This is a genomic window from Corynebacterium sp. LK31, from assembly GCF_014335015.1.
Lineage (GTDB): Bacteria > Actinomycetota > Actinomycetes > Mycobacteriales > Mycobacteriaceae > Corynebacterium > Corynebacterium jeikeium_D.
In genome coordinates, this window is record NZ_PDGW01000010.1 from 1 (window position 1) to 21,552 (window position 21,552).

General features: G+C 59.1%; 21 protein-coding genes. 12 read left to right on the top strand and 9 right to left on the bottom strand.

The features are described 5' to 3' along the window. The 6 genes from CRD18_RS11150 to CRD18_RS02265 form a co-directional block, all read right to left on the bottom strand. The coding region (locus CRD18_RS11150; protein ID WP_222867555.1) for a helix-turn-helix domain-containing protein at positions 1-220 on the bottom strand (220 nt) is incomplete at its 3' end. Between the two features lie 259 nt (positions 221-479). Then, positions 480-1,712 (bottom strand): amidohydrolase, encoded by a 1,233-nt coding sequence (locus CRD18_RS02245; RefSeq protein ID WP_187406483.1) that lies wholly within the window; start codon positions 1,710-1,712, stop codon positions 480-482. A gap of 82 nt (positions 1,713-1,794) precedes the next feature. Continuing rightward, on the bottom strand, positions 1,795-2,292 hold the full coding sequence (locus CRD18_RS02250; RefSeq protein ID WP_016422385.1) for a hypothetical protein: 498 nt from the start codon (positions 2,290-2,292) through the stop codon (positions 1,795-1,797). A 107-nt stretch (positions 2,293-2,399) separates the two neighbouring features. Next, complete coding sequence (locus CRD18_RS02255; protein WP_049193654.1) at positions 2,400-3,011, bottom strand: suppressor of fused domain protein; 612 nt, start codon at positions 3,009-3,011, stop codon at positions 2,400-2,402. Between the two features lie 29 nt (positions 3,012-3,040). Further along, positions 3,041-3,685, bottom strand: coding sequence for a DUF402 domain-containing protein (locus tag CRD18_RS02260; RefSeq protein ID WP_049172719.1), 645 nt, complete (start codon positions 3,683-3,685; stop codon positions 3,041-3,043). A 97-nt stretch (positions 3,686-3,782) separates the two neighbouring features. Beyond that, on the bottom strand, positions 3,783-4,475 hold the full coding sequence (locus CRD18_RS02265) for a hypothetical protein (protein WP_049193655.1): 693 nt from the start codon (positions 4,473-4,475) through the stop codon (positions 3,783-3,785). Between the two features lie 636 nt (positions 4,476-5,111). On the opposite strand from CRD18_RS02265, the gene typA reads away from it, so the two are divergent. The 7 genes from typA to CRD18_RS02300 all read left to right on the top strand — a co-directional run bounded on the left by typA (position 5,112) and on the right by CRD18_RS02300 (position 13,505). After that, positions 5,112-7,025, top strand: a complete 1,914-nt coding sequence (gene typA / locus CRD18_RS02270) for a translational GTPase TypA (RefSeq protein ID WP_048732901.1) — start codon at positions 5,112-5,114, stop codon at positions 7,023-7,025. Between the two features lie 83 nt (positions 7,026-7,108). Continuing rightward, complete coding sequence (locus CRD18_RS02275) at positions 7,109-9,259, top strand: ABC transporter family substrate-binding protein (protein ID WP_049193658.1); 2,151 nt, start codon at positions 7,109-7,111, stop codon at positions 9,257-9,259. Positions 9,260-9,267: 8 nt separating this feature from the next. After that, a complete protein-coding gene (mshB, locus tag CRD18_RS02280; RefSeq protein ID WP_049193660.1) occupies positions 9,268-10,221 on the top strand; it encodes an N-acetyl-1-D-myo-inositol-2-amino-2-deoxy-alpha-D-glucopyranoside deacetylase in 954 nt (317 codons plus the stop codon). Beyond that, a complete protein-coding gene (locus CRD18_RS02285; RefSeq protein WP_016422392.1) occupies positions 10,214-10,735 on the top strand; it encodes a hypothetical protein in 522 nt (173 codons plus the stop codon). Before mshB ends, CRD18_RS02285 begins: the two co-directional genes overlap by 8 nt. 232 nt (positions 10,736-10,967) lie before the next feature. Then, positions 10,968-11,291, top strand: coding sequence for a ferredoxin (gene fdxA, locus CRD18_RS02290; RefSeq protein WP_005509435.1), 324 nt, complete (start codon positions 10,968-10,970; stop codon positions 11,289-11,291). A gap of 54 nt (positions 11,292-11,345) precedes the next feature. Next, positions 11,346-12,473 carry a succinyldiaminopimelate transaminase gene (dapC, locus tag CRD18_RS02295; protein ID WP_049193662.1) on the top strand — a complete coding sequence of 376 codons (1,128 nt, stop codon included), beginning with the start codon at positions 11,346-11,348 and terminating at the stop codon, positions 12,471-12,473. A 90-nt stretch (positions 12,474-12,563) separates the two neighbouring features. Further along, positions 12,564-13,505, top strand: a complete 942-nt coding sequence (locus CRD18_RS02300) for a pseudouridine synthase (RefSeq protein ID WP_049193663.1) — start codon at positions 12,564-12,566, stop codon at positions 13,503-13,505. Here CRD18_RS02300 and dapD read toward each other — a convergent pair. From dapD to CRD18_RS02315, 3 genes are all read right to left on the bottom strand, one after another. Next, a complete protein-coding gene (dapD, locus tag CRD18_RS02305) occupies positions 13,502-14,473 on the bottom strand; it encodes a 2,3,4,5-tetrahydropyridine-2,6-dicarboxylate N-succinyltransferase (protein WP_049193664.1) in 972 nt (323 codons plus the stop codon). The two genes, CRD18_RS02300 and dapD, sit on opposite strands and share 4 nt — an antisense overlap. A 116-nt stretch (positions 14,474-14,589) precedes the next feature. Continuing rightward, positions 14,590-15,993: an amino acid permease gene (locus tag CRD18_RS02310; RefSeq protein ID WP_275043520.1), complete on the bottom strand. Its 1,404-nt coding sequence runs from the start codon at positions 15,991-15,993 to the stop codon at positions 14,590-14,592. 124 nt (positions 15,994-16,117) lie between these two features. Then, entirely contained in the window at positions 16,118-17,110 is a 993-nt protein-coding gene (locus CRD18_RS02315) for a succinyltransferase (protein ID WP_049193666.1), read from the bottom strand. 83 nt (positions 17,111-17,193) lie between these two features. Here CRD18_RS02315 and CRD18_RS02320 point away from each other — a divergent pair, with 83 nt between their 5' ends. The 5 genes from CRD18_RS02320 (at position 17,194) to CRD18_RS02340 (ending at position 21,372) form a co-directional block, all read left to right on the top strand. Continuing rightward, positions 17,194-18,084, top strand: a complete 891-nt coding sequence (locus tag CRD18_RS02320) for a hypothetical protein (RefSeq protein ID WP_241486349.1) — start codon at positions 17,194-17,196, stop codon at positions 18,082-18,084. 5 nt (positions 18,085-18,089) lie between these two features. Then, the gene (gene dapE, locus CRD18_RS02325) at positions 18,090-19,226 is read left to right on the top strand and encodes a succinyl-diaminopimelate desuccinylase (protein WP_049193668.1); all 1,137 of its coding nucleotides are present in this window, start codon (positions 18,090-18,092) and stop codon (positions 19,224-19,226) included. 69 nt (positions 19,227-19,295) lie between these two features. Beyond that, a complete protein-coding gene (locus CRD18_RS02330; protein WP_049193669.1) occupies positions 19,296-20,123 on the top strand; it encodes a TIGR00730 family Rossman fold protein in 828 nt (275 codons plus the stop codon). 45 nt (positions 20,124-20,168) lie between these two features. Beyond that, positions 20,169-20,981: a dihydropteroate synthase gene (folP, locus tag CRD18_RS02335; protein ID WP_048732864.1), complete on the top strand. Its 813-nt coding sequence runs from the start codon at positions 20,169-20,171 to the stop codon at positions 20,979-20,981. Positions 20,982-21,204: 223 nt separating this feature from the next. Then, on the top strand, positions 21,205-21,372 hold the full coding sequence (locus tag CRD18_RS02340; RefSeq protein WP_005509573.1) for a DUF3117 domain-containing protein: 168 nt from the start codon (positions 21,205-21,207) through the stop codon (positions 21,370-21,372). Positions 21,373-21,552: the final 180 nt, after the last annotated feature.

A 21,552-nucleotide genomic window follows, 5' to 3' on the forward strand; every position in this document is an offset into this window, starting at 1 on the left:
CCATCATCGATAACTTCGGGCAGTGCGATTGGTGCTGAATCGCAATTCCGGCTTGTCGCGCCCACCGCCTGACAGTTGGTGAGGGTATCCCTAACTCACGTCCAACTGCGCTTGCTGATGCCCCGTTGGCAATGTGTTGAAGCGCAATCGGTTTGATGGCACTGTATTTCGTTCGGCGGGTTTGCTTCACTACTTCTCCTGGTCGAAAGTGGTGATGCATTCACCGCCTGAACCTACCGGCTTCAAAGTGTCATAAACTCACACAGTTTCACATTTGCAGCCCGTAAATTTTGCGTTAAGTAGCAAGAAGCGTGTCCAATCGGCGTGCACCGGGGTCTACTTTTCTCTTAACCCCCCCGGTTTTTCGGCCGTCCCGCACGAGTCCGGCACGAGTCCGGCACGAGTCCCGCACGAGTCCGGCACTACACCATCCACCAGCTCGCCTGCAGCCGCACGCATCAGCCTCGCTAATCACACCCTCATTTCGCCAACCAAGCACAGGCAGCTACAACGATTGCCTCTGCTCCCCGGTCAAGAGTGGGTTGGAGATCAGGGGCAAAAGCCGGGTTGTGGTTGCCAACAGCGCTGCTCTCATCCGCGAAACCGCCGAGCCCCCAGTACGTATATGGCACGCCAAGCGCATCGGGGATGATTGAGAAATCTTCAGAGGCGGGCACGGCGTCCAAGTCGGAGACTTCTTCACCGAAGTACGCGTCGAATGCCTCACGCACAGTATTCGTGGCATCCCCGTCATTATTCGTGAGGGGATAGCGGTCGTAGTAAGTGAACTGCGGGTCTTGAGGGCTGCGGGCAGCAACGCACTCTGCTCGTACAATGCGCTCGATTGCCTCTTTGAGGTGTTCGGTCACGGCGCTGTTGTAGGCACGAGTGTTGATGAGCAGCTCTGCGGAGTCAGGAATGATGTTGGACTTAGTTCCCGCTTGAATCGCACCAACGGTCACCACTGCGGTCTCGGTGGCCGCTACCTCACGCGAGACAATGGTCTGAAGGCGCATCACAATGGTGGATGCCAAGACAACGGGATCGACACTGAGCTCCGGCATGGATCCATGGGAGCCATTACCGTGCACAGTGACTTTGACCGAGAATGCAGAGGAGAGAACTGGCCCGCGGCGAGTTCCCACATAACCGCCGGGCAAGCTAGCTAGTACGTGTTGACCGAGATAAACGTCGGGACGCGGAATAGCCTTCTCCAAATCTGCCGCCAGCATTGCGCGTGCACCTTCGGCGGTTTCTTCAGCGGGTTGGAAAATACCGATGAATGTGCCAGACCACTGATCAAGGTTTTCGTTGAAAGCCTGCAGCGCTGTGAGCAAAGACATCAGGTGGAAGTCGTGCCCACAAGCGTGGGCGACGGGGACCTCTGTGCCGGTCTTTTCATCAATCTGCGTTGCCGTGGAGGCGTAGTCTTTGCCGGAAGTCTCCTTCACCGGTAGCGCATCAATGTCTGCGCGCATAGCTACAATCGGCCCGGCACCGTTCTCAATAATGGCAACGATGCCGGTGTCTCCGACGCGATTTGTGGAAATACCTGAAGATTCGAGCTCCTGAATAATCCGGTCTGCAGTGCTGTGCTCCTGCATGGAAAGCTCAGGGTGCCGGTGGAAATATTTGTACAGTTCCTCGCGCTGGGATTGGGTGGACGCGAGACCATTCAGAATCTTTCTGGCGCTCTCAGTATTAGTGGGCATACCTAAAATGTACGCCGACCTAAAGCGGACGGTGGAGGCCCTGGAAGGCATCCCCGCCCCGCCCCAAATCTCTAAGAGCTGCCTACGTCGTCACAAAGAACTTCTGGTTTCGCTCGCCGCGGTAGGACTGGGCGGTTGCAGTTGCGGCGATGATAGAGGCAACGATCAGCAGGCCAGCTGTAATCAAACCGAGCACCGACGAGTCTCCGGAGCGTATCTGGGAAATCGTTCCGACCAGAGTCATTGATGCATTAATGACAAAAACTGCCGCCGCCACGGACAGCACCGTGCGCGCTGCAGTCGATCCTTCAAGGAGTTTGCCGGCAAGCCACCAGCACGCAATCGCCGTTGCCGTCTGCGCGATAATCGCGAACGCGAAGCTCACGGCCAAGCTGGTCTGAGCAGCAGAAATCTCGATGTTGTTGGCCTTTGCCGCTTCCGTAACAGTCGCGTCCCATTTCAATAGGGAACTGACCACGGTGAGGATTAGCGCTGGGACGTAAACATATACCGCCAGCCGCCACCACCGAAAGGACTGCGCTGCATGGAAAGGAACGTCTTTAGCCGAATTGACTGCCATAACTCCACACTCTAAACCACGCTGTCGCGGCGCGAAACGTCACTGCTAGGTTGCACTTATCGCTTGCCGACGAGCAGATAACCGGCAACCACTACAAAAGCTAACTTCTATACAGCGCTGGTGCGGTGCGGGTCGGTGAAGTCGACACCTTGGGTTTCCCACACGCGACGCAGTTCGTCAACGCCCTTAGCCCGAGCAAGGGCAAATTCGTTGGTCGTGGCCGGGACCGGCTGGAAGATTGTGACTTCGGTTTCCTCCACCGCGACCGGCGGGATTTCTGCCTTGAGCAGCACAAAACCGGTGAAGCGCGACTGATCCCACAGTGGCTGGCCGAAGTCAATAAGTGCCCCCTCGGTCAGGACGAGGCCTTCGATGCTTGGGGAAGCGGCAAGAATACCCAGCGGGCGGATGACTTCGTCCAGTCCACCACGAATAGGCAAGATGAGTTCGGCACGCGGGCCAGAGTTGGTGTCCACCACCATTGCGGACGGATCTTGCATCGCCTCGGCACTGCAACCCAGTGTTGCATAGGTGGCAATCCGGTCTGTGTCAGGTCCGAAGCGCAGCATCTTCAGTGGCGCAGAGCCAAGGAAGGTCAGCTGGGCTTCGCCGGGGTTGGACTCTTCAAAGTAGGAGGTAAATGCTGCTCGGACGGCTTTGATGATCGCATTGCTATCAGGGCCGGCGGGAGGAATGGGGCCGGTTAAGTTATCGAACACGGGCGGTACTCCTTGTTGAGGTGGTCATTTTAGGCTGCGGGCGAAAGCTCAACAGCATCAGCCCACGTCGCATCGAGGTTCAAAGTCTGCATCCACGTATCAATGTTGTCACCGTGTGCAGCGATTGCGGCGCGTGCAGTCAGCGTGGTCTCGATAGCGAATTCGGTGAGTTCATCGCTAATCAGCCCTTGGGTGTGGGCCGCGACGAGCTCGTCGACATCTTCAACGCGAATCTGTGTGGTCGCATCGACAGGTAGGGGAGCTATGGCCTCAGGATCGGTCGGTGCCTGCAGGATGTCGAGGTACAAATCGGTCATACGCCAGCACTGCGGATCAGTCCGGTCGATGCTGACAATATCGACGTAGCGTTGGTGTTCCACCTTCACGCCCGGGCGGAAGTGATAAATGCTGATGCGCAACCCCTCGTCGGCAAGCAGGAATGACTCTAGATATCCAAACTTTGGATGATCCATCCCACGGCGCATATAAAGGCGGCTGGGTGTGAGAGTTCGGAACTCGTCGACATTGCGCTGAAAGCCCTTGGGGTCGGTGTTGACCATTTCACGTAGGTCAAAGGTCTCGACTTTCGGAGGATGTGTGTCCTGACTCGAGCGAATTGGGGAGAGTGCAGGAGCTGCCGCGGTCGAAGCCGAAGTGGCCGGTGAAGTGGACATGCGAATACCTTAACGTGTAGGGGTTGCCTTTTTGGGCATAGAAAAGCCCTTTCTGCATACGTGATGCAAAAAGGGCTAGGGGGAGAACTAGAAAAACTTAGTTCAGTCCGACCGGGAAGACGCCGGCGGTCGGGGTGTAGTTGCAGTTGGTCGGACCAGGCTCTTCCTGAGTGGTGATACCGCCCTGCATGACAGCGATGACGACGCCCTTGCCCGTGTCAGCGGTGCCGTTGACAGCGCCCGGGCCCTTCTCGGCGTTGATGCCGTTGTTCTCCAGGGTGGTCTTGCCGTACTTGCCGTTAGCAACGTTGACCCAGTAGACATTCATCTCTGTGTCCTGCTGCTTAGCCAGCTGCTTGGTGCCCAGGCCAGTGAAAATGAAGCCAAGCTGGTTTTCTGGAACACCTGGCAGAGGCAGGTCTGCCGGGCCCGGAACGGTAGTGGCCAGGCCGAAGGAACGACCTTCGCCGCCGATGCACTTGTCGGCAACAGTAGGCAGCAGGAACTGGTTGGTCTTCGGGGCACCTTCCGGAACCTTGAAGCCCGGCTCGCCCTCGCCCTCACCAGTCAGGAAGTCAATTCCCTTGTTCAGTGCGCTGGAAATTTCCTCAGGAACGCCTGGGGAGTTAATGATGTCGCGCGCGTTGCCGTAGAGATTCGGCGAAGCGATGTTCAGGGAGTCCAGCGACGGGGAAGCAGAAGCGGCGGGAGTCATGCCCGCAGTGAGAATTGCAGCTGCACCCAAGGTCGCTGCGGCACGGCGCAGGAAGGAGCGTCCAGTCGAAACCACGGTGAAGAACCTCTCATTCGTGGGCTATTGGAGTCGGAATCAAATTTTCGGAATCGTTGCTCATCTTAGAACGACTCCAACGTGAATTGGAAAGATTTGAAAAAGAAATGTTCAGAATCTTCTCAGGGGATTAACGCACGGATTCCCGCGTGTCGCAAGTTAATTAGAGTGATTTTTGGTGTAGAACGAGATGATTGTGAAAATTGGGACTTCATGTATGCGTGTGGGGTTAATGGTGTTTCGCAGCGCGTAAGCGGGTGAAGTCAAGTCTTATCCCGTGGGGTTACAACTATGGCATTTGGTCACATGTGTCACATGGCGGGCTGAGAGATTGCCGTCGTGAAGCGTTGTGGCGTTGGCGGATATGCCGTTATGGCTGTCGGTAAAGCGGGGGTGCAGTAAGGGGGTAATTTATCCCTAAGGGTGGCGTGGCAGTGCCACTTTGCATGACGGATAGGTGCTCGGGGTTGTGAGAATCTCTGCCAGATGTGCAGGGCCATTAAGAAGGAGTACACTGTAGAACGCTTTATTACGCGTTGATGCGGGGCGTTAAAGGCAGTCGTAAAGACAGTTCTTTAGAGCAAGGCCGTATCTTTTTTCTTTTAGTCCTCTTAGCTTGTTAGGAGCTATCCGCCTGTGAGCGATACCGAGTTCCGTAATGTCGCCATTGTCGCACACGTCGACCATGGCAAGACCACTCTCGTGAACGCCATGCTGGAGCAGTCCGGCGTTTTCAGCGACCACGAAGAAGTTGCAGACCGAGTGATGGACTCTGGTGACCTTGAAAAGGAAAAGGGCATCACCATCTTGGCGAAGAACACCGCTATTCGCCGAAAAGGTGAGGGCAAGAACGGCGAAGACCTCATCATCAACGTCATTGACACCCCTGGTCACGCCGACTTTGGTGGCGAGGTGGAGCGCGCACTGTCCATGGTTGACGGCGTCGTGCTGTTGATCGACTCCTCTGAAGGTCCGCTGCCGCAGACCCGCTTCGTCCTGGGCAAGGCGCTTGCTGCCTGCATGCCGGTGATTATTGTGGTCAATAAGACTGACCGTCCAGATGCACGTATCGACGAGGTTGTCGAGGAAGCACAGGATCTTCTGCTAGAGCTAGCCTCCACCCTGGAAGACCCGCAAGCTGCAGAGGTCGCTGAGCGCAACCTTGAGCTGCCGGTTCTCTATGCCTCCGGTCGTGCCGGTAAGGCTTCGACCGAGAACCCGGGTAACGGCAACCTGCCGGAGTCCGAGAACCTGCAGCCGCTGTTCGACGTCATCACCGAGGTGCTCCCGGAGCCGTCCGCTGAGATCGATGCCCCGCTGCAGGCGCAGGTGACCAACCTGGACTCCAGCTCCTTCCTTGGTCGAATTGGTCTGATTCGTATCCACAAGGGCCGTATCCGCAAGGGACAGCAGATTTCGTGGATTCACTACGACTCCGAGGGCAATGAGCATGTCAAGAATGCGAAGGTCGCGGAGCTGCTGCGTACCGTCGGCGTGACCCGCGTTCCTGCTGAAGAGGCCATTGCAGGTGACATCGCCGCTATCTCCGGTATCGACGAGGTCATGATCGGTGACTCTCTCTGTGATGCCGAGCATCCGGACCCGCTGCCGCGCATCCTGGTCGATGAGCCGGCTATTTCCATGACCATCGGTGTGAACACCTCGCCACTGGCAGGCCAGGGTGGTGGCGATAAGCTGACCGCTCGTATGGTCAAGGCCCGCCTGGACCAGGAGCTGATTGGTAACGTCTCGCTGCGCGTGCTGCCGACTGAGCGCCCGGATGCCTGGGAGGTGCAGGGCCGTGGTGAAATGGCGCTGTCCGTTCTGGTTGAAACTATGCGCCGTGAGGGCTTTGAGCTGACCGTCGGTAAGCCGCAGGTTGTTACCAAGACCGTCGACGGCAAGGTTCAGGAGCCGTACGAGCACCTGACCATCGACGTCCCTGAAGAGCACCTGGGCGCTGTCACTCAGCTGATGGCGGCTCGTAAGGGGCGCATGGAGCAGATGGGTAACCAGGGCACCGGTTGGGTGCGCATGGAGTTCCTCATTCCGTCCCGCGGTCTGATTGGTTTCCGCACCACTTTCATGACGGAGACCAAGGGCACCGGTATCGCCAATCACTACTCGGCCGGCTACGGCGAGTGGGCAGGCGAGATTAAGGACCGTCCGACGGGATCGTTGGTCGCTGACCGTACTGGTCAGATCACCGCTTACGCGCTAATCCAGCTTTCTGACCGCGGCACCTTCTTCGTCGAGCCGGGTGACCAGGCTTACGAGGGCATGGTCGTTGGCCAGAATCCGCGTGATGAGGACATGGACATCAACATCACCAAGGAAAAGAAGCTGACCAATATGCGCGCAGCCTCGGCTGATGCGACCGTGACTCTGGAGAAGGCGCACAAGCTTTCCCTCGATGAGGCTATGGAGTTCTGTGGCGCTGACGAATGTGTTGAGGTCACCCCGGAGGGTATCCGCGTACGCAAGCAGATCCTCAGCGCTACCGATCGCGCTCGCGCTCGTTCCCGCGCGAAGGCCATGAATAAGAAGTAATTCGGGTTGCTAGGGGACTGGACCACCTGAAAAACCAGTCTCGGGGTAACTGACTCGACCAGGTGTCGAGTAATCTCGTGAATATGTTTATTCGCAGCCGTCGTCACGCAGCTTCTCGTCGATTTTTCGTAGCATCGACACTCTGCGTGACGGCGGCTTTGGCGTCTTCGTGCATGGCTCGCCCGTCGGACGCTCCGACTGTGCCCGGGCAGCAGGAAGCGCCGGTGCAACAGGAAGACACCGCTGACCAGGCCAAAAAGATGCGTGAAGTCACGGTCGGTGTCGACGAGTTTGTCGAAGGCTTCAATCCGCATTTGCTTGCCGACGTCTCCCCGGTGACCAGCCTGGTAGCGCGACTGACACTGCCTAGTGTTTTCACCCCTGCGCCGGTAGAGGGCGAGGCTGGTGACGCTAGTGCCTCCGCGCAAGCTCCCGGAGTGGTGGATAACGCTGCCAATGCTCGCTCGGCAGGAGCTCCCCAGTGGCTGCTCAACTCCGACTTGCTGGATTCCGTGCAGGTCATCGAGAGTGATGACAGCAAAGACGGTGACGCCAGAAACGGAGCTGGAAACGGGAAAGCGGCCGATGTTGACATCACGGATCCGACGGTAGCGGCAGAGCATGTCCGCTACCGCATTCGAAAAGGGGCGCAGTGGAGCGATGGTACGCCAATCAGTGGCGAGGACTTCCGCTACCTGTTTTCCCAAGTCACGTCCACGCCAGGATCGCTGGATACGGCGACTTATGAGCTGATTAAATCCATTGATGTCTCCGACGGTGGCCGTCAGATTGATGTGACGTTCACTCAGCCGATTACGCATTGGCAGCGCCTGTTTGCACATCTCTTGCCAGCGCATTTGATGCGGTCGAACACTGATGGTTTTTCCGAGGGGCTGGCCAGCCGTTTCCCGGCCTCCGGTGGGCAGTACACCGTCGAGTCGATGGATGTCGGCCGCAACATCATTCGACTGGTTCGAAATGACCGCTACTGGGGTGAGCAGCCAGCAGCCTCGGAGGTTATTACGCTGCGTGCCATGCGTAGTGCCATCGATGGTGCGGAGCAACTGCGGTCGAGGCAGATCCAGGCCGTGCAGGTCCGTCCGACGGAGACCTCTGAGCTGACGTACGGTCTGGTCCCCGGTGTTGCTGAGTTCTTCCATGAGCCCAACCGGGAACTGGTTTTCAGTACCAACCTCGCGTCGAGCAGGCTTGCCGACGAGTCCGTCCGCCGGGCCATTCTGCGCACCATCAACGTTGCACAGGTCTCAGAGGTGGCCACCGGACGCCGAATCGCGGGTGGTTCTGGTGACGGTGGTGAACAGGAGAAATCCGAGGCGCCACAGGCCGGTTTTACTGAGGACAATCCGCTACGAATCGGCATCATTAGCGACGGTATAGCGGCACGCGCTGCGGCTTTTGCGGTCGCTGACCAGTTGACTGCAGCTGGTATCCCCGCCACCGTTGTTTCGTATTCTCCGGCGGACATGCTGCGGTCTTCGTTGCCCTACGGAACCGTCGATGCCGTGGTGGCATGGGCAGAGCAGCCCAATTCCGTCCAGGCGGCCCGGGAACGCTATGCGTGTACGGAAGGCTCGATCAGTTCGCTACCGCCGAAGGACTTGGATGAAGCAGGCGCAGAGTCGGCTACCGAGTCTGAGTCAGAATCCGAGTCTGAGTCTGAGGGCGTTGACAGTTCGACAAAGCCCGCGCCAAGTGGAGATCGGGAAAAGAGTGCTGAAGAGGAGAGCTCGCTGGACGGGACAACACCGTCTGAACGGTCCAAATCTTCTACCTCAGCGGAGCCGGCTGACCTAAATGGAGTACCTGTCGCTCCGAAATCGGCTGCTCGGAGCGAGAATCTTTCCGGCCTTTGTGACTCGCAGGTTGATGAGCTGCTCGCTCCCGACAGTTCTGCGTTGCCCGCTGAACTCGCCGATATCATTGCTGGCCACAGTATCGAGCTGACCTTGGTGAAAGACGGCTTGCTGACGGTCGTCAGCCCGGAAATTACAATTACCGGGCGGAAGGACTCTTCGCAGTGGACTGATGACCCAGTGTTGGGCCGCCTCGGTGTTCTGGGTGAGATTCGCCGAGTCGCGACGCAAAGCGGGACTCGAGAATCGTCGGAGAATTCTCAACCGGGAGATAATCCGCGCGAAGATACTGAGCAGGACGGTTCGGGTCAGAACCAAGAAGTCCGCGATAACGCCGGCCAGGAGAACAAGGGGAAGTAAGAAAGCCCGTGAAGTTACTTTTTGTTCACGCACATCCAGATGACGAGTCCATTTGGACAGGTGGTTTGATTGCGGCTGCCGCGCGCTCCGGAGCGTCGGTAAGCGTAGTGACCTGCACGATGGGCGAGCTGGGAGAGGTCATCGGCGCGCCGTACCAGGGGCTAGTTGCTGATGAAGCTGACCAGTTGGGCGGTTTCCGCGTCGCCGAGTTGCGCTCGGCGCTGCGTGCGCTGGGGGCCAATAGCCCAGACAATGCGCCACGTTTCCTCGGTGGTGCCGGGCGTTGGCGTGATTCCGGTATGGCAGGGGACAAGGGTAATGAGCATCCCCGTGCGTTCATGAACTCAGGTGATGAGGCGGTAGCCCAGCTTCGCACCATCCTCGATGAGCTGCAGCCAGACCTGGTCATTACCTACGATGCCGATGGTGGCTATGGGCACCCGGACCACATTCGCGCACACGATATCACTGTCGCGGCGTGCGGAAATCGCTTTCCGACGCTGTGGGCGGTCACCGATCGTGAGGCAATGGTGGCGGGGCTGGATGCCATTACCGTGGTGCCGGAGAGCTGGCAGGCATGCGATGTCGACGACTTCGCTACCGTGACCGGCCGTTTCGAGGTTCAGCTGGATGATGCCGCTGTGGCTGCCAAGGTTGAGGCCATGCGCGCGCATGCGACACAAGTGTGGTTCGCCGATGGTTCCGTTAGCGAGGTCAATCCTGATGCTGTCTATGGGCAGACCGACGGCTCTGGTCGTGCGCGAGCCGTCTGGGCGTTTTCCAATTTGCTGTGTCAGCCGGTGACACCGACTGAGGCATACCGTTTTGGTACGGCGACCGCTGCGTCCCTGGAAGAGCTGGGGGAGCTGGTGAATATCCAATTACTGCCAGAGCCGGTAGCGAGCGTCGACTCTGTACCGAGCGTGGATCTGGAAGCGGAGGGGAGTGCGGACGATGAGTAACCCTCAGCCTCACGAAAGCGAAGACTTGATTAACGCTGCTGGCGGAAAGTTGAAGAACGAGCGCTTGAGTATTGAAAAGCGCACATTCGGGGATGAGCGCTATTGGGGTGACCCGGAACGTTCGCAGCCACGCGAGAACTTCCATCAGGGGGAGGTCACAGTAGCGCTAGTCTGGCTGTCGCTGGCTGCGTTGGCAGCGTTGGTGATTGAAGTAGTTTTCCTCGGAGCGTGGATTACCATCGGCTCGGTTGCTATTCCGTTGCCGTGGACCATTCCGCTGGCCTATATTGCCAATCTGATTATCACCAACACAGCGTTGCTGTGGACACGCGATCGCTCCAAAGCTGCAATTCCGACTGTCATCTGGGTGCTGGGCTTTGCAGGCATTCTGCTGTGGGCAGTGCTGCCCTTCGGTGGGGACTTGGCAATGGGGCAGTGGTTGCGAACAGTGCTGCTGCTTGTTTGCGGTGTGCTGGGCGGTGCCTGGCCACTGCGCCATCTGCGGGCACTCTAGCGAAAACTGCAGCGGATACTGCAGGAGACGGTGAGGAATTGCTGCAGGGCAGGCCCGCATCAATGTGGCCCTTTCTGGAGCCAGTTGAAAACAACACCTACGTTAGGTGTAGACTCCAATCTGAATATACCGCTCTGTCTATTTTGCTCTGTTTCTCGTCGGAACGGCATAATCGACAGATAGCGAAAGCCTCATCCCATATCTTGTGAGAAAGGTTCTTAAACCTAAAACCATGACTTACATCATTGCCCAGCCATGTGTTGACGTCCTCGACCGTGCCTGTGTTGAAGAGTGCCCGGTTGACTGTATTTACGAGGGCAAGCGCATGCTCTACATTCATCCTGATGAGTGCGTGGACTGCGGCGCTTGTGAACCGGTCTGCCCAGTCGAGGCCATCTTCTACGAGGACGATGTTCCGGATGAGTGGGTTGAATTCATCGATGCCAATGTCGACTGGTTCGATGAGCTGGGTTCCCCGGGCGGTGCCGCCAAGCTCGGCCCCCAGGACTTCGATGTGCCATTCGTGGCAGCTCTGCCGCCGCAGGCAGAAGACTAAAACCACAGAGGACTAAACCTATTTCTTTTCCCGGGAAGGATTTCATCACCGCCCATGTCAGCTGCCCGTAAGCGCGTAACTCCCGGTTCTCTTTTGCCTCAGTTTCCGTGGGATTCTCTCACGCAGGCGAAAGCCACTGCGGCTGCGCATGAAGAGGGCATGGTCAATCTCTCGGTCGGCACACCAGTCGATGAAGTCGCTCCGATAATCCGGAAGGGCCTTACCGAAGGTGCTGCCGCACCGGGTTACCCTCAGACCGTCGGCACGCCTGAGCTACGCGCTGCGATTGTTGCAGCGATGGCGCGGCGCTACGGCGTGACGGGACTGGAGTCAGCGGTCAACGGCGGCAATGTGCTTCCGGTCATCGGCACCAAGGAAGCGATTGGCTGGCTTCCCTTCCTCCTCGGCGTAGGCGCGGGGCATACCGTCGTCATCCCCGAGCTGGCATATCCCACCTACGAGGTCGGCGTTCGCATCGCAGGCGCTGAGCTGCTGCGTGCGGACTCGCTGACGCAAATCGGTCCCGCCTCGCCGACGCTGATGTTCATCAATTCCCCGGGCAACCCCAACGGCAAGGTCCTCGGTATTGAACACCTGCGCAAGGTGGTTGAGTGGGCTCGTGCTCGGGACGTCATCGTCGCTTCTGACGAGTGCTACCTGGGGCTCGGCTGGACTGAACAGCCAGTCAGTATTCTCGACCCGCGAGTGTGCGACGGTGATTTCACCAACCTGCTGGCTATCCACTCGCTGTCCAAGACGTCGAACATGGCGTCGTACCGCACCGGCTGGTTCGCCGGCGACGCGGACCTCATTGCCGAGCTGGTTTCCGTGCGCCGTCACATGGGGCTGATGATGCCGGGACCCATCCAGCACGCCACGATCGCCGCGCTTAACGACGACTCCCACGAGGCTGAACAAAAGCAGCGCTACAGTGACCGCCGTGAGATTCTGCATGATGCACTGGTAGCCGCAGGTTTTCGTATCGATGACTCCGAGGGCGGGCTCTATCTGTGGGCTACTCGCGGGGAAGACTGCTGGCAGACGGTTGATTGGCTGGCTGAACGCGGCATCCTGGTCGCACCGGGTAGCTTCTACGGGCCCAAGGGTGCGCAGCACGTACGGGTGGGGCTCACAGCGACGCTCAGCGACATCGAAGTGGCGGCGGCGCGTATTCGCGGCTAGCCCCGGCCAGATGTGCTGGCTCTAGCAGGCCGAATGCTGCAAACGGTGCCGACATCGGCATAGACCAAATCATAAAAAAGGGAGTGTGCCGTGGGACGTGCCGCAGGCAACCGAGATGCGTGGTGGGGCCTCGAGAAGAACCGTAAGACTGCGCAAGTCGATGCCGCCGCTCACGAGTGCGAGGAGTACATCCCCTTTGAGCCGGCAATTGTGGCCGACACCGATGAGTTTCTGGTCGTAGACAAGCCACCTTTTCTGCCGGCGACTCCCAACGGCCGCATCGTGGCCAATACCGTGCAGGAGCGACTGCGACGTAGTCTCGAGGAACCGGAGATAGTGGCCGTTCACCGCCTGGATTTTCTGACCAGTGGGCTGCTGTTGCTTTCCCGGAATCCGGCTACCCGTGCGCGCTACCAGCAGCTTTTCCAAAACCAGGAAATCACCAAAGAATACGAATGCCTCACCGTGATGCCCGATGATTGGCATGTGGGGGAAACCAGGGATGTCACGCTTCTGCTCGATCCCAACCCGGCGGGGCGCGGAGTAAAAGTCGTGGAGACCGACGATTTCGCTCGCGCTGCCGCGAAGAATCCCAAGTTCAAGCTCGCACGCACAACCGTGACCTTCCTCGGCCGAGTAGCCGCGGACATCGGCGATGTGCTGGCGAACAGCCATGGCGGTGGTGCGACCAGCACCAGCATTCCGCTGCACGCAGTCGGCTGTGGTTGTGGGCATTGCGGGAGTCGCATGCAGGTGGGGCGCTGGCGGCTACAGCCCCATACGGGCCGCACGCATCAGCTGCGGGCGACGATGGACTGGCTAGGCTATCCCATTCTCGGTGAGGACACCTATGGCCGGAAAGCGGGGGCGCAGGGGCCGTCGGCAAGCGCGGGCAGCGCGCCAAAGTACACGCCGCAGCTGCGATTGACGGCAACCGCGCTGGCCTTTGTCGACCCCGTCACTGGTGAGCGACGTACCTACCGGAGCGCGCGGAATATCGCGGCCCCGGCAGACGTGCCGACCACCCCTTAGTTAGCGTGCAGCTCCGCGCTGAGCTTCACCTTTTCGGCAGCCCACGGCACAACCTCGACTGCACCAGAGAGCGAGTTGCGGCGGAAGAGCATATTCGATCCGCCCGAGAGCTCGCGGGCCTTGAGCGTCTTCTTCACACCGTCTAGGGCAACGAGGCACTTGGTGCCGGCAGTGATGTAGAGCCCGGCTTCGAGTACGCAGTCATCGCCGAGCGAGATTCCGAGTCCAGCGTTCGCACCGAGTAGGCATCGCTTGCCGACGGACACAACTTCCTTACCTCCACCGGATAGTGTGCCCATGATGGACGCACCACCGCCGATATCGGAGCCGTCGTCGACGACGACCCCCTGAGAGATACGGCCTTCCACCATGGAGTGTCCAAGCGTGCCTGCGTTGAAGTTGACGAAGCCCTCGTGCATGACTGTGGTGCCCTCTGCGAGATGGGCTCCAAGGCGCACGCGGTCAGCGTCACCGATGCGGACTCCGGTGGGAGTGACGTAGTCGACCATGCGGGGGAATTTATCGATGGAGTAGACGGTGACAGGCCCGCGGCGCGACAGCTTGGCTCGGGTTACCTCGAAGCCTTCGACAGCACAGGGGCCAAAATTCGTCCACACCACATTGTTGAGCTTGCCGAAGATGCCGTCCAGGTTGATGCTGTTGGGGGCGGCCAGGCGGTGGGACAGCAGATGGAGACGCAGGTAGGCATCGATGGTGTCGACTGGTGCGTCATCGAGTGAAGCGATGGTAGCTGTGACCAGACGGCGGGTGGTGCCGCGGTCCGCATCGGCTACGGCCAGATCTGCGAGGTAGGTGAAATCTTCGGGCAGTGCGTCGGCGTCGATGGTTCCGGTCGTGGTGGAGGTTGCCACGCCCTCTTCGATGAGCTTGGGGGCGGGGAACCAGACGTCGAGAACAGTATCGTTGTTAAAAGTGGCAATGCCGGTAGCTTGTGCTCCAAATTTCATGGAAAACAGGCTACCGGCATATCCCTATCTATGAAAAGTGCTCCGCAAATGTGTAGCAAGGAAGTGTTCGGATAGGGGTAGCAGGGTGGTTAGACCCTGCAATTAATTGTCATGGGCTAGTTGCTTTCGCTGGACTCGAGAGCCTCGCGGGCCGCGGTGCGGCTCTTCTTAGTCAGTGCAGCGAGCACGGCAAGGAACGCAGTGACACACACAACGGCGATAACCTGCTGGCGAGCACCAGGATCGGTGAGCATGCCAACAGCGAGGCCCAGGATCAGGATGACCGCTACCCAGGACAGTGCCGGGTAGGCCCACATGCGAACGGAAAGCTCGTTGTTGGCCTCCATCTGCGGGCGCAGCTTAATCTCGGACAGGGCGATGACCAGCCAGATCACCAGCAAGCAGCCGCCGACAGCGTTCAGCAGGAAGACCAGGACACTCGAGCCGTCGAAGACAACCTGCAGGCCAACGGAGACGAAGGCGAAGACCATCGACATGATGACCGCACGGTTCGGAACTGCGCCCTCATTGGTGTGGGCGAAGAAGCGCGGTGCCTCACCGCGGGTGGACATCGAGTAGACCAGGCGAGAGGTTGCGTAAATCTGAGCGTTGAACGCGGACAGCAGCGCCAGAACGATAATGGCCTCCATGAAGCCAACGGCACCCGGAATGTTCGCCTGCTTCAGAACCTGGGTGAACGGCGACTCAGCTGCGGAGTCAGCGCCGTCAATCTGGGAGTACGGCAACAGCAGGATGATGACGGTCACGCAGCCCAGGTAGAACACAGAGATGCGGAAGATTACCGAGCGGACAGCAGCAGCGATGGAGCGCTGCGGATCTTCAGCCTCAGCAGCGGCAATTGTGACAATCTCGATACCGCCGAAGGCGAAGGCCACGGCCAACAGACCAGCGGCAATGCCGGACACGCCATTCGGGAGGAATCCGGACTCGGCAATATGCGTCGTACCGACGAAGCTGGTGCCTGGCAGCAGACCGAAGAAAAGAAGAACGCCAATGACCAGGAACGCGATAATCACCGCGACCTTGATGAACGCGAACCAGAACTCGAACTCGCCGAAACCGCGCACATTCGCCAAATTCACTACAGCGAAGAAGACAACACAGATCAGGCCTGGAATCCAGCCCGGAATACCGAACCACGCACCCATGATGGCACCGGCACCGGTAATTTCAGCGCCGAGCACCATGATGAGCATGAACCAGTAGAGCCAGCCGAGGACAAAGCCAGCCGAGGAACCAAAGGCCATCTCGGCATAGGTGGAGAAGCTACCCGGTGTCGGGCGGGCAGCGGCCATCTCGCCGAGCATCTGCATGACGAGGACGACAATGAAGCCAGCGATGACATAGGAAACTAGAACACCCGGGCCAGCTGCCTTAATGCCGACGCCCGTACCAAGGAAAAGACCGGCACCGATTGCGGAGCCAAGACCCATCATGGTCAGGTGTCGAACCTGCAGCCCCTTGCCCAGCTGAGCTGTCTCGCCGGAGGTGGAGGTAATTTGCGATTCGGTCATGTCGCAAACATTACCTCGCTGATAACAGGGGCAATAACCGTATTACGGGTTTACCCCCATTCACCGTTTTGGGGTCAACTAATGTGCCTTCACGAGCACCGAAAGTAGGTTATCCGGCCAGCTCATCCGGCACGTCGGCAAGCTGAGCGAAAGCAGCGGCACCTTCGTCATTGCCCGGGCGTTCCGTGCGGCGGACGCACACCGCCGAGTGGTCCGGGTGATGGTAGAAGTGCATGTTGTCGCGGCCCGAAATTTCCCATGCCTGAATACGGCGGTTCTCCGCGGGGACATCGATGGGCGTATCGGGGGCAATGAGGATGCTTCGGTCAATAATGCAGTCATTACCGAGGCTGACGCCGACGGTGCCGGCCGCGATATCGATGTGGCAGCGCTCGCCAACCGTGAGCGGCTTACGCTGACCGGAATCGTCATGAGCGGCAATGATGGAGGCCGACAGCCCCACCTTTGTGTGCGCGCCAATGACGACACCGGAGGATAGACGTCCCTCAATCTTGCATGGGCCCAGAGTGCCCGAATTCAGCGAGACAAATCCCTCGCGCAGTACGGACGTACCCGGTGCAAGATAAGCGCCCAACCGCACGCGCTCGGCCTCTGCAATGCGGACACCGGCGGGCAGCACATAGTCGACCATGCGCGGCATGCGGTCGATGGCGTAGACGTGAATCAGGCCACGGACGCGCAAGTGGGTACGCAGTTGCTCGAAGTTGTCCGGCAGACATGGCCCCTTGTTGGTCCACGCCACAACATGGAGCAACTCGTAGAGGCCCTTGGTGTTTAGCTGGTGCGGCTTAACCAGGCGGTGGGAGAGCAAATGCAGGCGCAGGTAGGCATCGTGCGGGTCGACAGCAGGCTTGGACAAATCCTCAATGGACGTGCGCACTGCCACCTGCTCCACGCGGCGATCCTCGTCCAAAATCACCTGACGAAGCAACTGTGGGGTCAAATCAGCGGCGCCGAGCCGGTGAGTGCTCGATTCTACGACCTCATCGCTTAACTGAGGTGCAGGAAACCAAGTATCGAGAACTGTACCGTCCATTGCGATGTTGGCGATTCCCGTAGCGACAGCACCAGATGTAATCATGATTCTTAATATTAGTATCCCTTTAAGGAATCTTCGCGGAAGGATGAACTATGCCCCTAGCTGGCCTTGAAAGCACACAGAAAATGAAGCAGTGGTTCTTAGTGAGCCTCATCATTGCTGTTAGTGTGCTCGGACTCGGCTTCGTCCTGGCCCTGCCGGTGGTCTTCTACGTGGGATTCGCACTGCTGAGTGCTTGGATTCTCGCCGTAGCCAGCTTCTTTGGTTTCGTTTTGCCGCCGCGAGCAATGCCAATTGGCGCAGTCGGTGTGGCTATCGCCGCAGTGGTTGCGCTCATCGCGCCGAACCGTCTTGTGCTGGTTATCGCAGTTGCCATCGCAGTGGGGCTCGGTGGTGGCATGATCGCCCGTCTTCTGCTGGAGCGCAAGAACCGCGATCAGCAGGCACGCATCGACGCCCTGCCGATGTGGGAGCGCGATGAGCTGGGCGATGTCGCCGAAACACTTCGTCCTGCTTATCGACGAGACATCGATCCCACTCCAGTGCAGCTGCCACATGCAACGGCCAAGATTGTCGCGGCCGTCTGCAAGCCGTTGGCCGGTTCTACAGTGATTGTCAGCACGAATGAGCTGCGTCCGGTGATTGCGGTCTATGGCTCCCGTGTGGCTGTGGTCTATGGACCCGGCGCGGGGGTTGTCGAGGAAGAAAGCGGCAACGGAGAGGTGACCGATAATGCGGGGGAGGAGCGGGCGCTGGGGTCGTCGGCAAGCGAAACTCCGGAGGAAATCATTGCTCAAACTCTCCCGGAAGGAGCGAAAACCCTGGTCTTTGAGGTGGCTGATGGGCTTAAGCGTCCGGCGGAGGGGAGAATTGGTGTGACCTCCGCCGAACCGCATGAGCTGGCGCTGTTCCTCGGCGGTGGCGCGCCTGCCAATGGGGATGCGATCAATGGTCGTGCGGCGCATATTCATCACAAAATTCTGGTTTCGCTGGCGCACAATGGTTTGTACGCTTAATTGATGTGAAATCGAAGTTAAATCTGCTCCAAGATCCTGTAGACCTCACGGCGGCACTGGTGGACATCGAATCGGTGTCCCACAATGAGACCGCGATTGCGGATGCCGTCGAGGTGGCATTGCGTGAGGTCGCGCAGGCAGATGAGTCGATTGAGGTCCTGCGCATCGATAACAACGTGATTGCACGGACTCATCGTGGATTGCCGCAGCGTGTGATTCTGGCCGGACACCTGGATACGGTGCCGACTGCGGACAATGTGCCTTCGACGCGTGGGGTAGACGCGCAGGGAAGAGACACGCTCTTTGGCTGCGGAACTGTGGATATGAAAAGCGGGGACGCGGTCTATCTGCATGCTTTTGCGACGCTAGCGGCAAGCCAGGAGCTGCAGCGCGACCTGACGCTCATCATGTACGAATGCGAAGAGATCGCCGCGGAGTTCAACGGGTTGCGGCACTTGAGTGAGTCGCATCCGGAGCTTCTGACTGGCGATGTCGCTCTGCTGGGCGAGCCCAGCGGCAATGTCATCGAAGCCGGTTGCCAGGGCTCTATTCGCCTGCGTTTGACCGCTCACGGCACACGTGCGCACTCGGCTCGGGCGTGGCTCGGCGACAATGCCGTGCACAAGTTAGCGCCGGTGCTGTCACGCATTGCCGCCTATGAACCGCAGACTGTGGACATTGACGGGTTGGCCTACCGCGAAGGGCTCAACGTCGTCTGGCTGGAAGCCGGGGTTGCTACCAATACGCTTCCCGACGAGGCGGTGCTGCGAGTCAACTTCCGATTCGCGCCCAACCGCAGCGCCGATGAGGCCATGGCGCACTTCCGAGAGGTGCTGGGACTCGACGAGTTTGCGGCCGAGGACCTCACCGTCAATGTCGAGGATGTGAGCCCTGGGGCGCTGCCTGGACTGCATGCGGCGGCTGCGAAGGAGCTGGTTGCGGTCGCAGGCGACGTCGTAAAGCCCAAGTTTGGGTGGACCGATGTGGCGCGTTTTTCGGCGCTCGGCATCCCTGCGGTGAACTTTGGCCCGGGTGACCCGGCGTACTGCCACAAGAAGGATGAGCAGATTCCGGTCGAGTGCATAACGGCACTGTGGGAGGATTTGCGGCGGTACTTGACCACCGCGCCGGTGGCTGAGTGAGCCTAGAATCACACCCCGCCCTCGCCGAGCGGGTGCGCGTATGTCATTGCTGGCATACATTGTGAGGTTATGAAACCTGTACGTACTCCGTCCCCAGCTAAGCGCCGTGCACTCCGCGGCCCAATCGCGATCCGACAGGCGGGCGAACCGCAGGCGTCTACGACCGACCGCAGGCTGTTGTCACACAATCCGAACACGGACTGGCTGCACAACGATACCTGGCGTGTGCTGCGCATTCAGTCGGAGTTCGTTGACGGCTTTGGTGCGTTGGCGGAAATCCCGCCGGCGGTGACGGTATATGGTTCGGCACGTCTGCCAGAGGACAGCCCTTACTACCAGTGGGGCTTCGACCTGGGCAAGGCGCTGGCGGAGGCGGGTTACGCGACCATCACTGGTGGCGGCCCGGGCATCATGGAAGCCGCCAACCGCGGCTGCTACGACGCCGACGGCCTGTCCATTGGGCTGGGCATTGAGCTGCCGCACGAGCAGCACTTGAATGACTGGGTCGACCTGGGCATGAACTTCCGCTACTTCTTCGTGCGCAAGACCATGTTCCTGAAGTACTCGCAGGCGTTTATTTGTCTGCCGGGTGGTTTCGGCACGCTCGATGAACTCTTTGAGTCACTGGTGATGGTGCAGACCGAGAAGGTGGAAAATCACCCAATCGTGCTGCTGGGCACCGAGTTCTGGTCGGGGCTGGTTGATTGGATGCGCGAGAAACTGGTGGCCATGGAGCTGATTTCTCCGACTGATATGGACCTTTTCCTGGTCACCGACTCCATTGAAGAAGCGGTCGAGTACATCGAGGCCGCGCACGAAAAGCTGATGGAAGAGTGTGAGCCGACCCCCGACGTTCCCGAAAAGCTCCGCCGAGTCCGTCGCTTCAGCGAGAGGTAAGACGCTGTGCGGAGTTTTTATCAGGACTCCGCGGTGCCGACGGTGATGGCTATCGTCAATCGCACCCCGGATTCCTTCTATGACCGTGGCGCAACGGCTGCGGAGGAGGCCGCGCTTGCTCGCGTGGACGAAGTTGTTGCGGCAGGCGCAGGCATTGTTGACATCGGCGGCGTCAAGGCCGGTATCGGTGCGGAAGTAACTGTTGCCGAGGAAATTGAGCGCGTGGTGCCGACCATCGCGAAGGTTCGCGAGCGCTATCCTGACCTGCACATTAGCGTCGACACCTGGCGCGCCGAAGTCGGGGAAGCCGCCATCAAAGCTGGCGCCAACCTCATCAACGACACTTGGGCAGGCCATGACCCGGAGCTGCTGGAAGTCGCTGGCGCCCACGGGATGGGTTACGTCTGCTCGCACACCGGTGGAGCACTGCCACGCACCAATCCGGTTCGCGTGCGTTACGACGACGTCGTGGACGATGTCATCTCAGAAACCGGCAAGCTCGCCCAGAGGGCAGTGGACGCTGGCGTGCCGGAGGACCGCATCCTCATCGATCCCACCCACGACTTTGGCAAGAACACCTACCACGGCCTCGAGCTTCTGCGGCGCTGCAATGAGCTCGTGGCTACAGGCTGGCCGGTGCTCATGGCGCTGTCGAATAAGGACTTCGTCGGTGAGACTTTGGACCGCCCGGTCGAGCAGCGTGTGCCCGGCACCTTGGCTGCGACCGCCCATGCGGCAGCTGCCGGTGTTGCGGTGTTCCGTTCGCATCAGGTGTCCGAAACTCTTGATGTTTGCCGTATGACTCTGGCTATTTCCGGTGATTTTGCGCCACTGCATCCGGTGCGTGGGCTGGTGTAAGGGGCGTAGTTTGAGGCGCTTCACCCATGCCGCTGCGTGAAACAAAGGACTATGATGAAGAGAAGTAGTCGAAAATGCCGACAGGGATTCTAAACCGGGATCTTGAGCCGGGGTCTTAGACCGAGGTCTTGAACCGGGATTGTCAATCTCCTGGCTACCACAGCCGAGCTGGGGTGGCTGGTCGTCTCCTGCATCGACATTGTCTTAGAACGAAGGAGTTCACATGGCAGCAATGAAGCCGCGTACCGGTGATGGTCCGCTGGAGGCAGTTAAAGAGGGCAAGAAGATTGTAATGCGCGTCCCCGCAGATGGTGGTGGGCGCCTGGTGGTGGAACTGTCCCCGGAGGAAGCCAAGGAGCTCGGTGCAGAGCTCGTGGCAGTAGTGGAGTAGTGAAGTAGCGGACTAGCGGGGTAGTGGCCGGGTCTGACCGGTTTTGACCTAGCGGCGACCTACACCAGTGGTGTTGGCCGCCTTTTCTTCTTCAGGTGATAACGGTTCGAATGAGGGGTTATGAACAAAAAGTACAGGCTGCAAATGTGAAACTGTGCGAGTTTATGACACTTTCAAGCC

Bases quoted from the DNA above. Each gene is read 5' to 3' on its own strand.
- CRD18_RS02330 (WP_049193669.1), top strand. From the start codon at position 19,296: ATGAAACCTGTACGTACTCCGTCCCCAGCTAAGCGCCGTGCACTCCGC.
- CRD18_RS02260 (WP_049172719.1), bottom strand. From the start codon at position 3,685: ATGTCCACTTCACCGGCCACTTCGGCTTCGACCGCGGCAGCTCCTGCA.
- CRD18_RS02250 (WP_016422385.1), bottom strand. From the start codon at position 2,292: ATGGCAGTCAATTCGGCTAAAGACGTTCCTTTCCATGCAGCGCAGTCC.
- dapC (WP_049193662.1), top strand. From the start codon at position 11,346: ATGTCAGCTGCCCGTAAGCGCGTAACTCCCGGTTCTCTTTTGCCTCAG.
- fdxA (WP_005509435.1), top strand. From the start codon at position 10,968: ATGACTTACATCATTGCCCAGCCATGTGTTGACGTCCTCGACCGTGCC.
- CRD18_RS02275 (WP_049193658.1), top strand. From the start codon at position 7,109: ATGTTTATTCGCAGCCGTCGTCACGCAGCTTCTCGTCGATTTTTCGTA.
- folP (WP_048732864.1), top strand. From the start codon at position 20,169: ATGGCTATCGTCAATCGCACCCCGGATTCCTTCTATGACCGTGGCGCA.
- CRD18_RS02320 (WP_241486349.1), top strand. From the start codon at position 17,194: ATGAAGCAGTGGTTCTTAGTGAGCCTCATCATTGCTGTTAGTGTGCTC.
- dapD (WP_049193664.1), bottom strand. From the start codon at position 14,473: ATGAAATTTGGAGCACAAGCTACCGGCATTGCCACTTTTAACAACGAT.
- CRD18_RS02285 (WP_016422392.1), top strand. From the start codon at position 10,214: ATGAGTAACCCTCAGCCTCACGAAAGCGAAGACTTGATTAACGCTGCT.
- CRD18_RS02315 (WP_049193666.1), bottom strand. From the start codon at position 17,110: ATGATTACATCTGGTGCTGTCGCTACGGGAATCGCCAACATCGCAATG.
- CRD18_RS02340 (WP_005509573.1), top strand. From the start codon at position 21,205: ATGGCAGCAATGAAGCCGCGTACCGGTGATGGTCCGCTGGAGGCAGTT.
- CRD18_RS02245 (WP_187406483.1), bottom strand. From the start codon at position 1,712: ATGCCCACTAATACTGAGAGCGCCAGAAAGATTCTGAATGGTCTCGCG.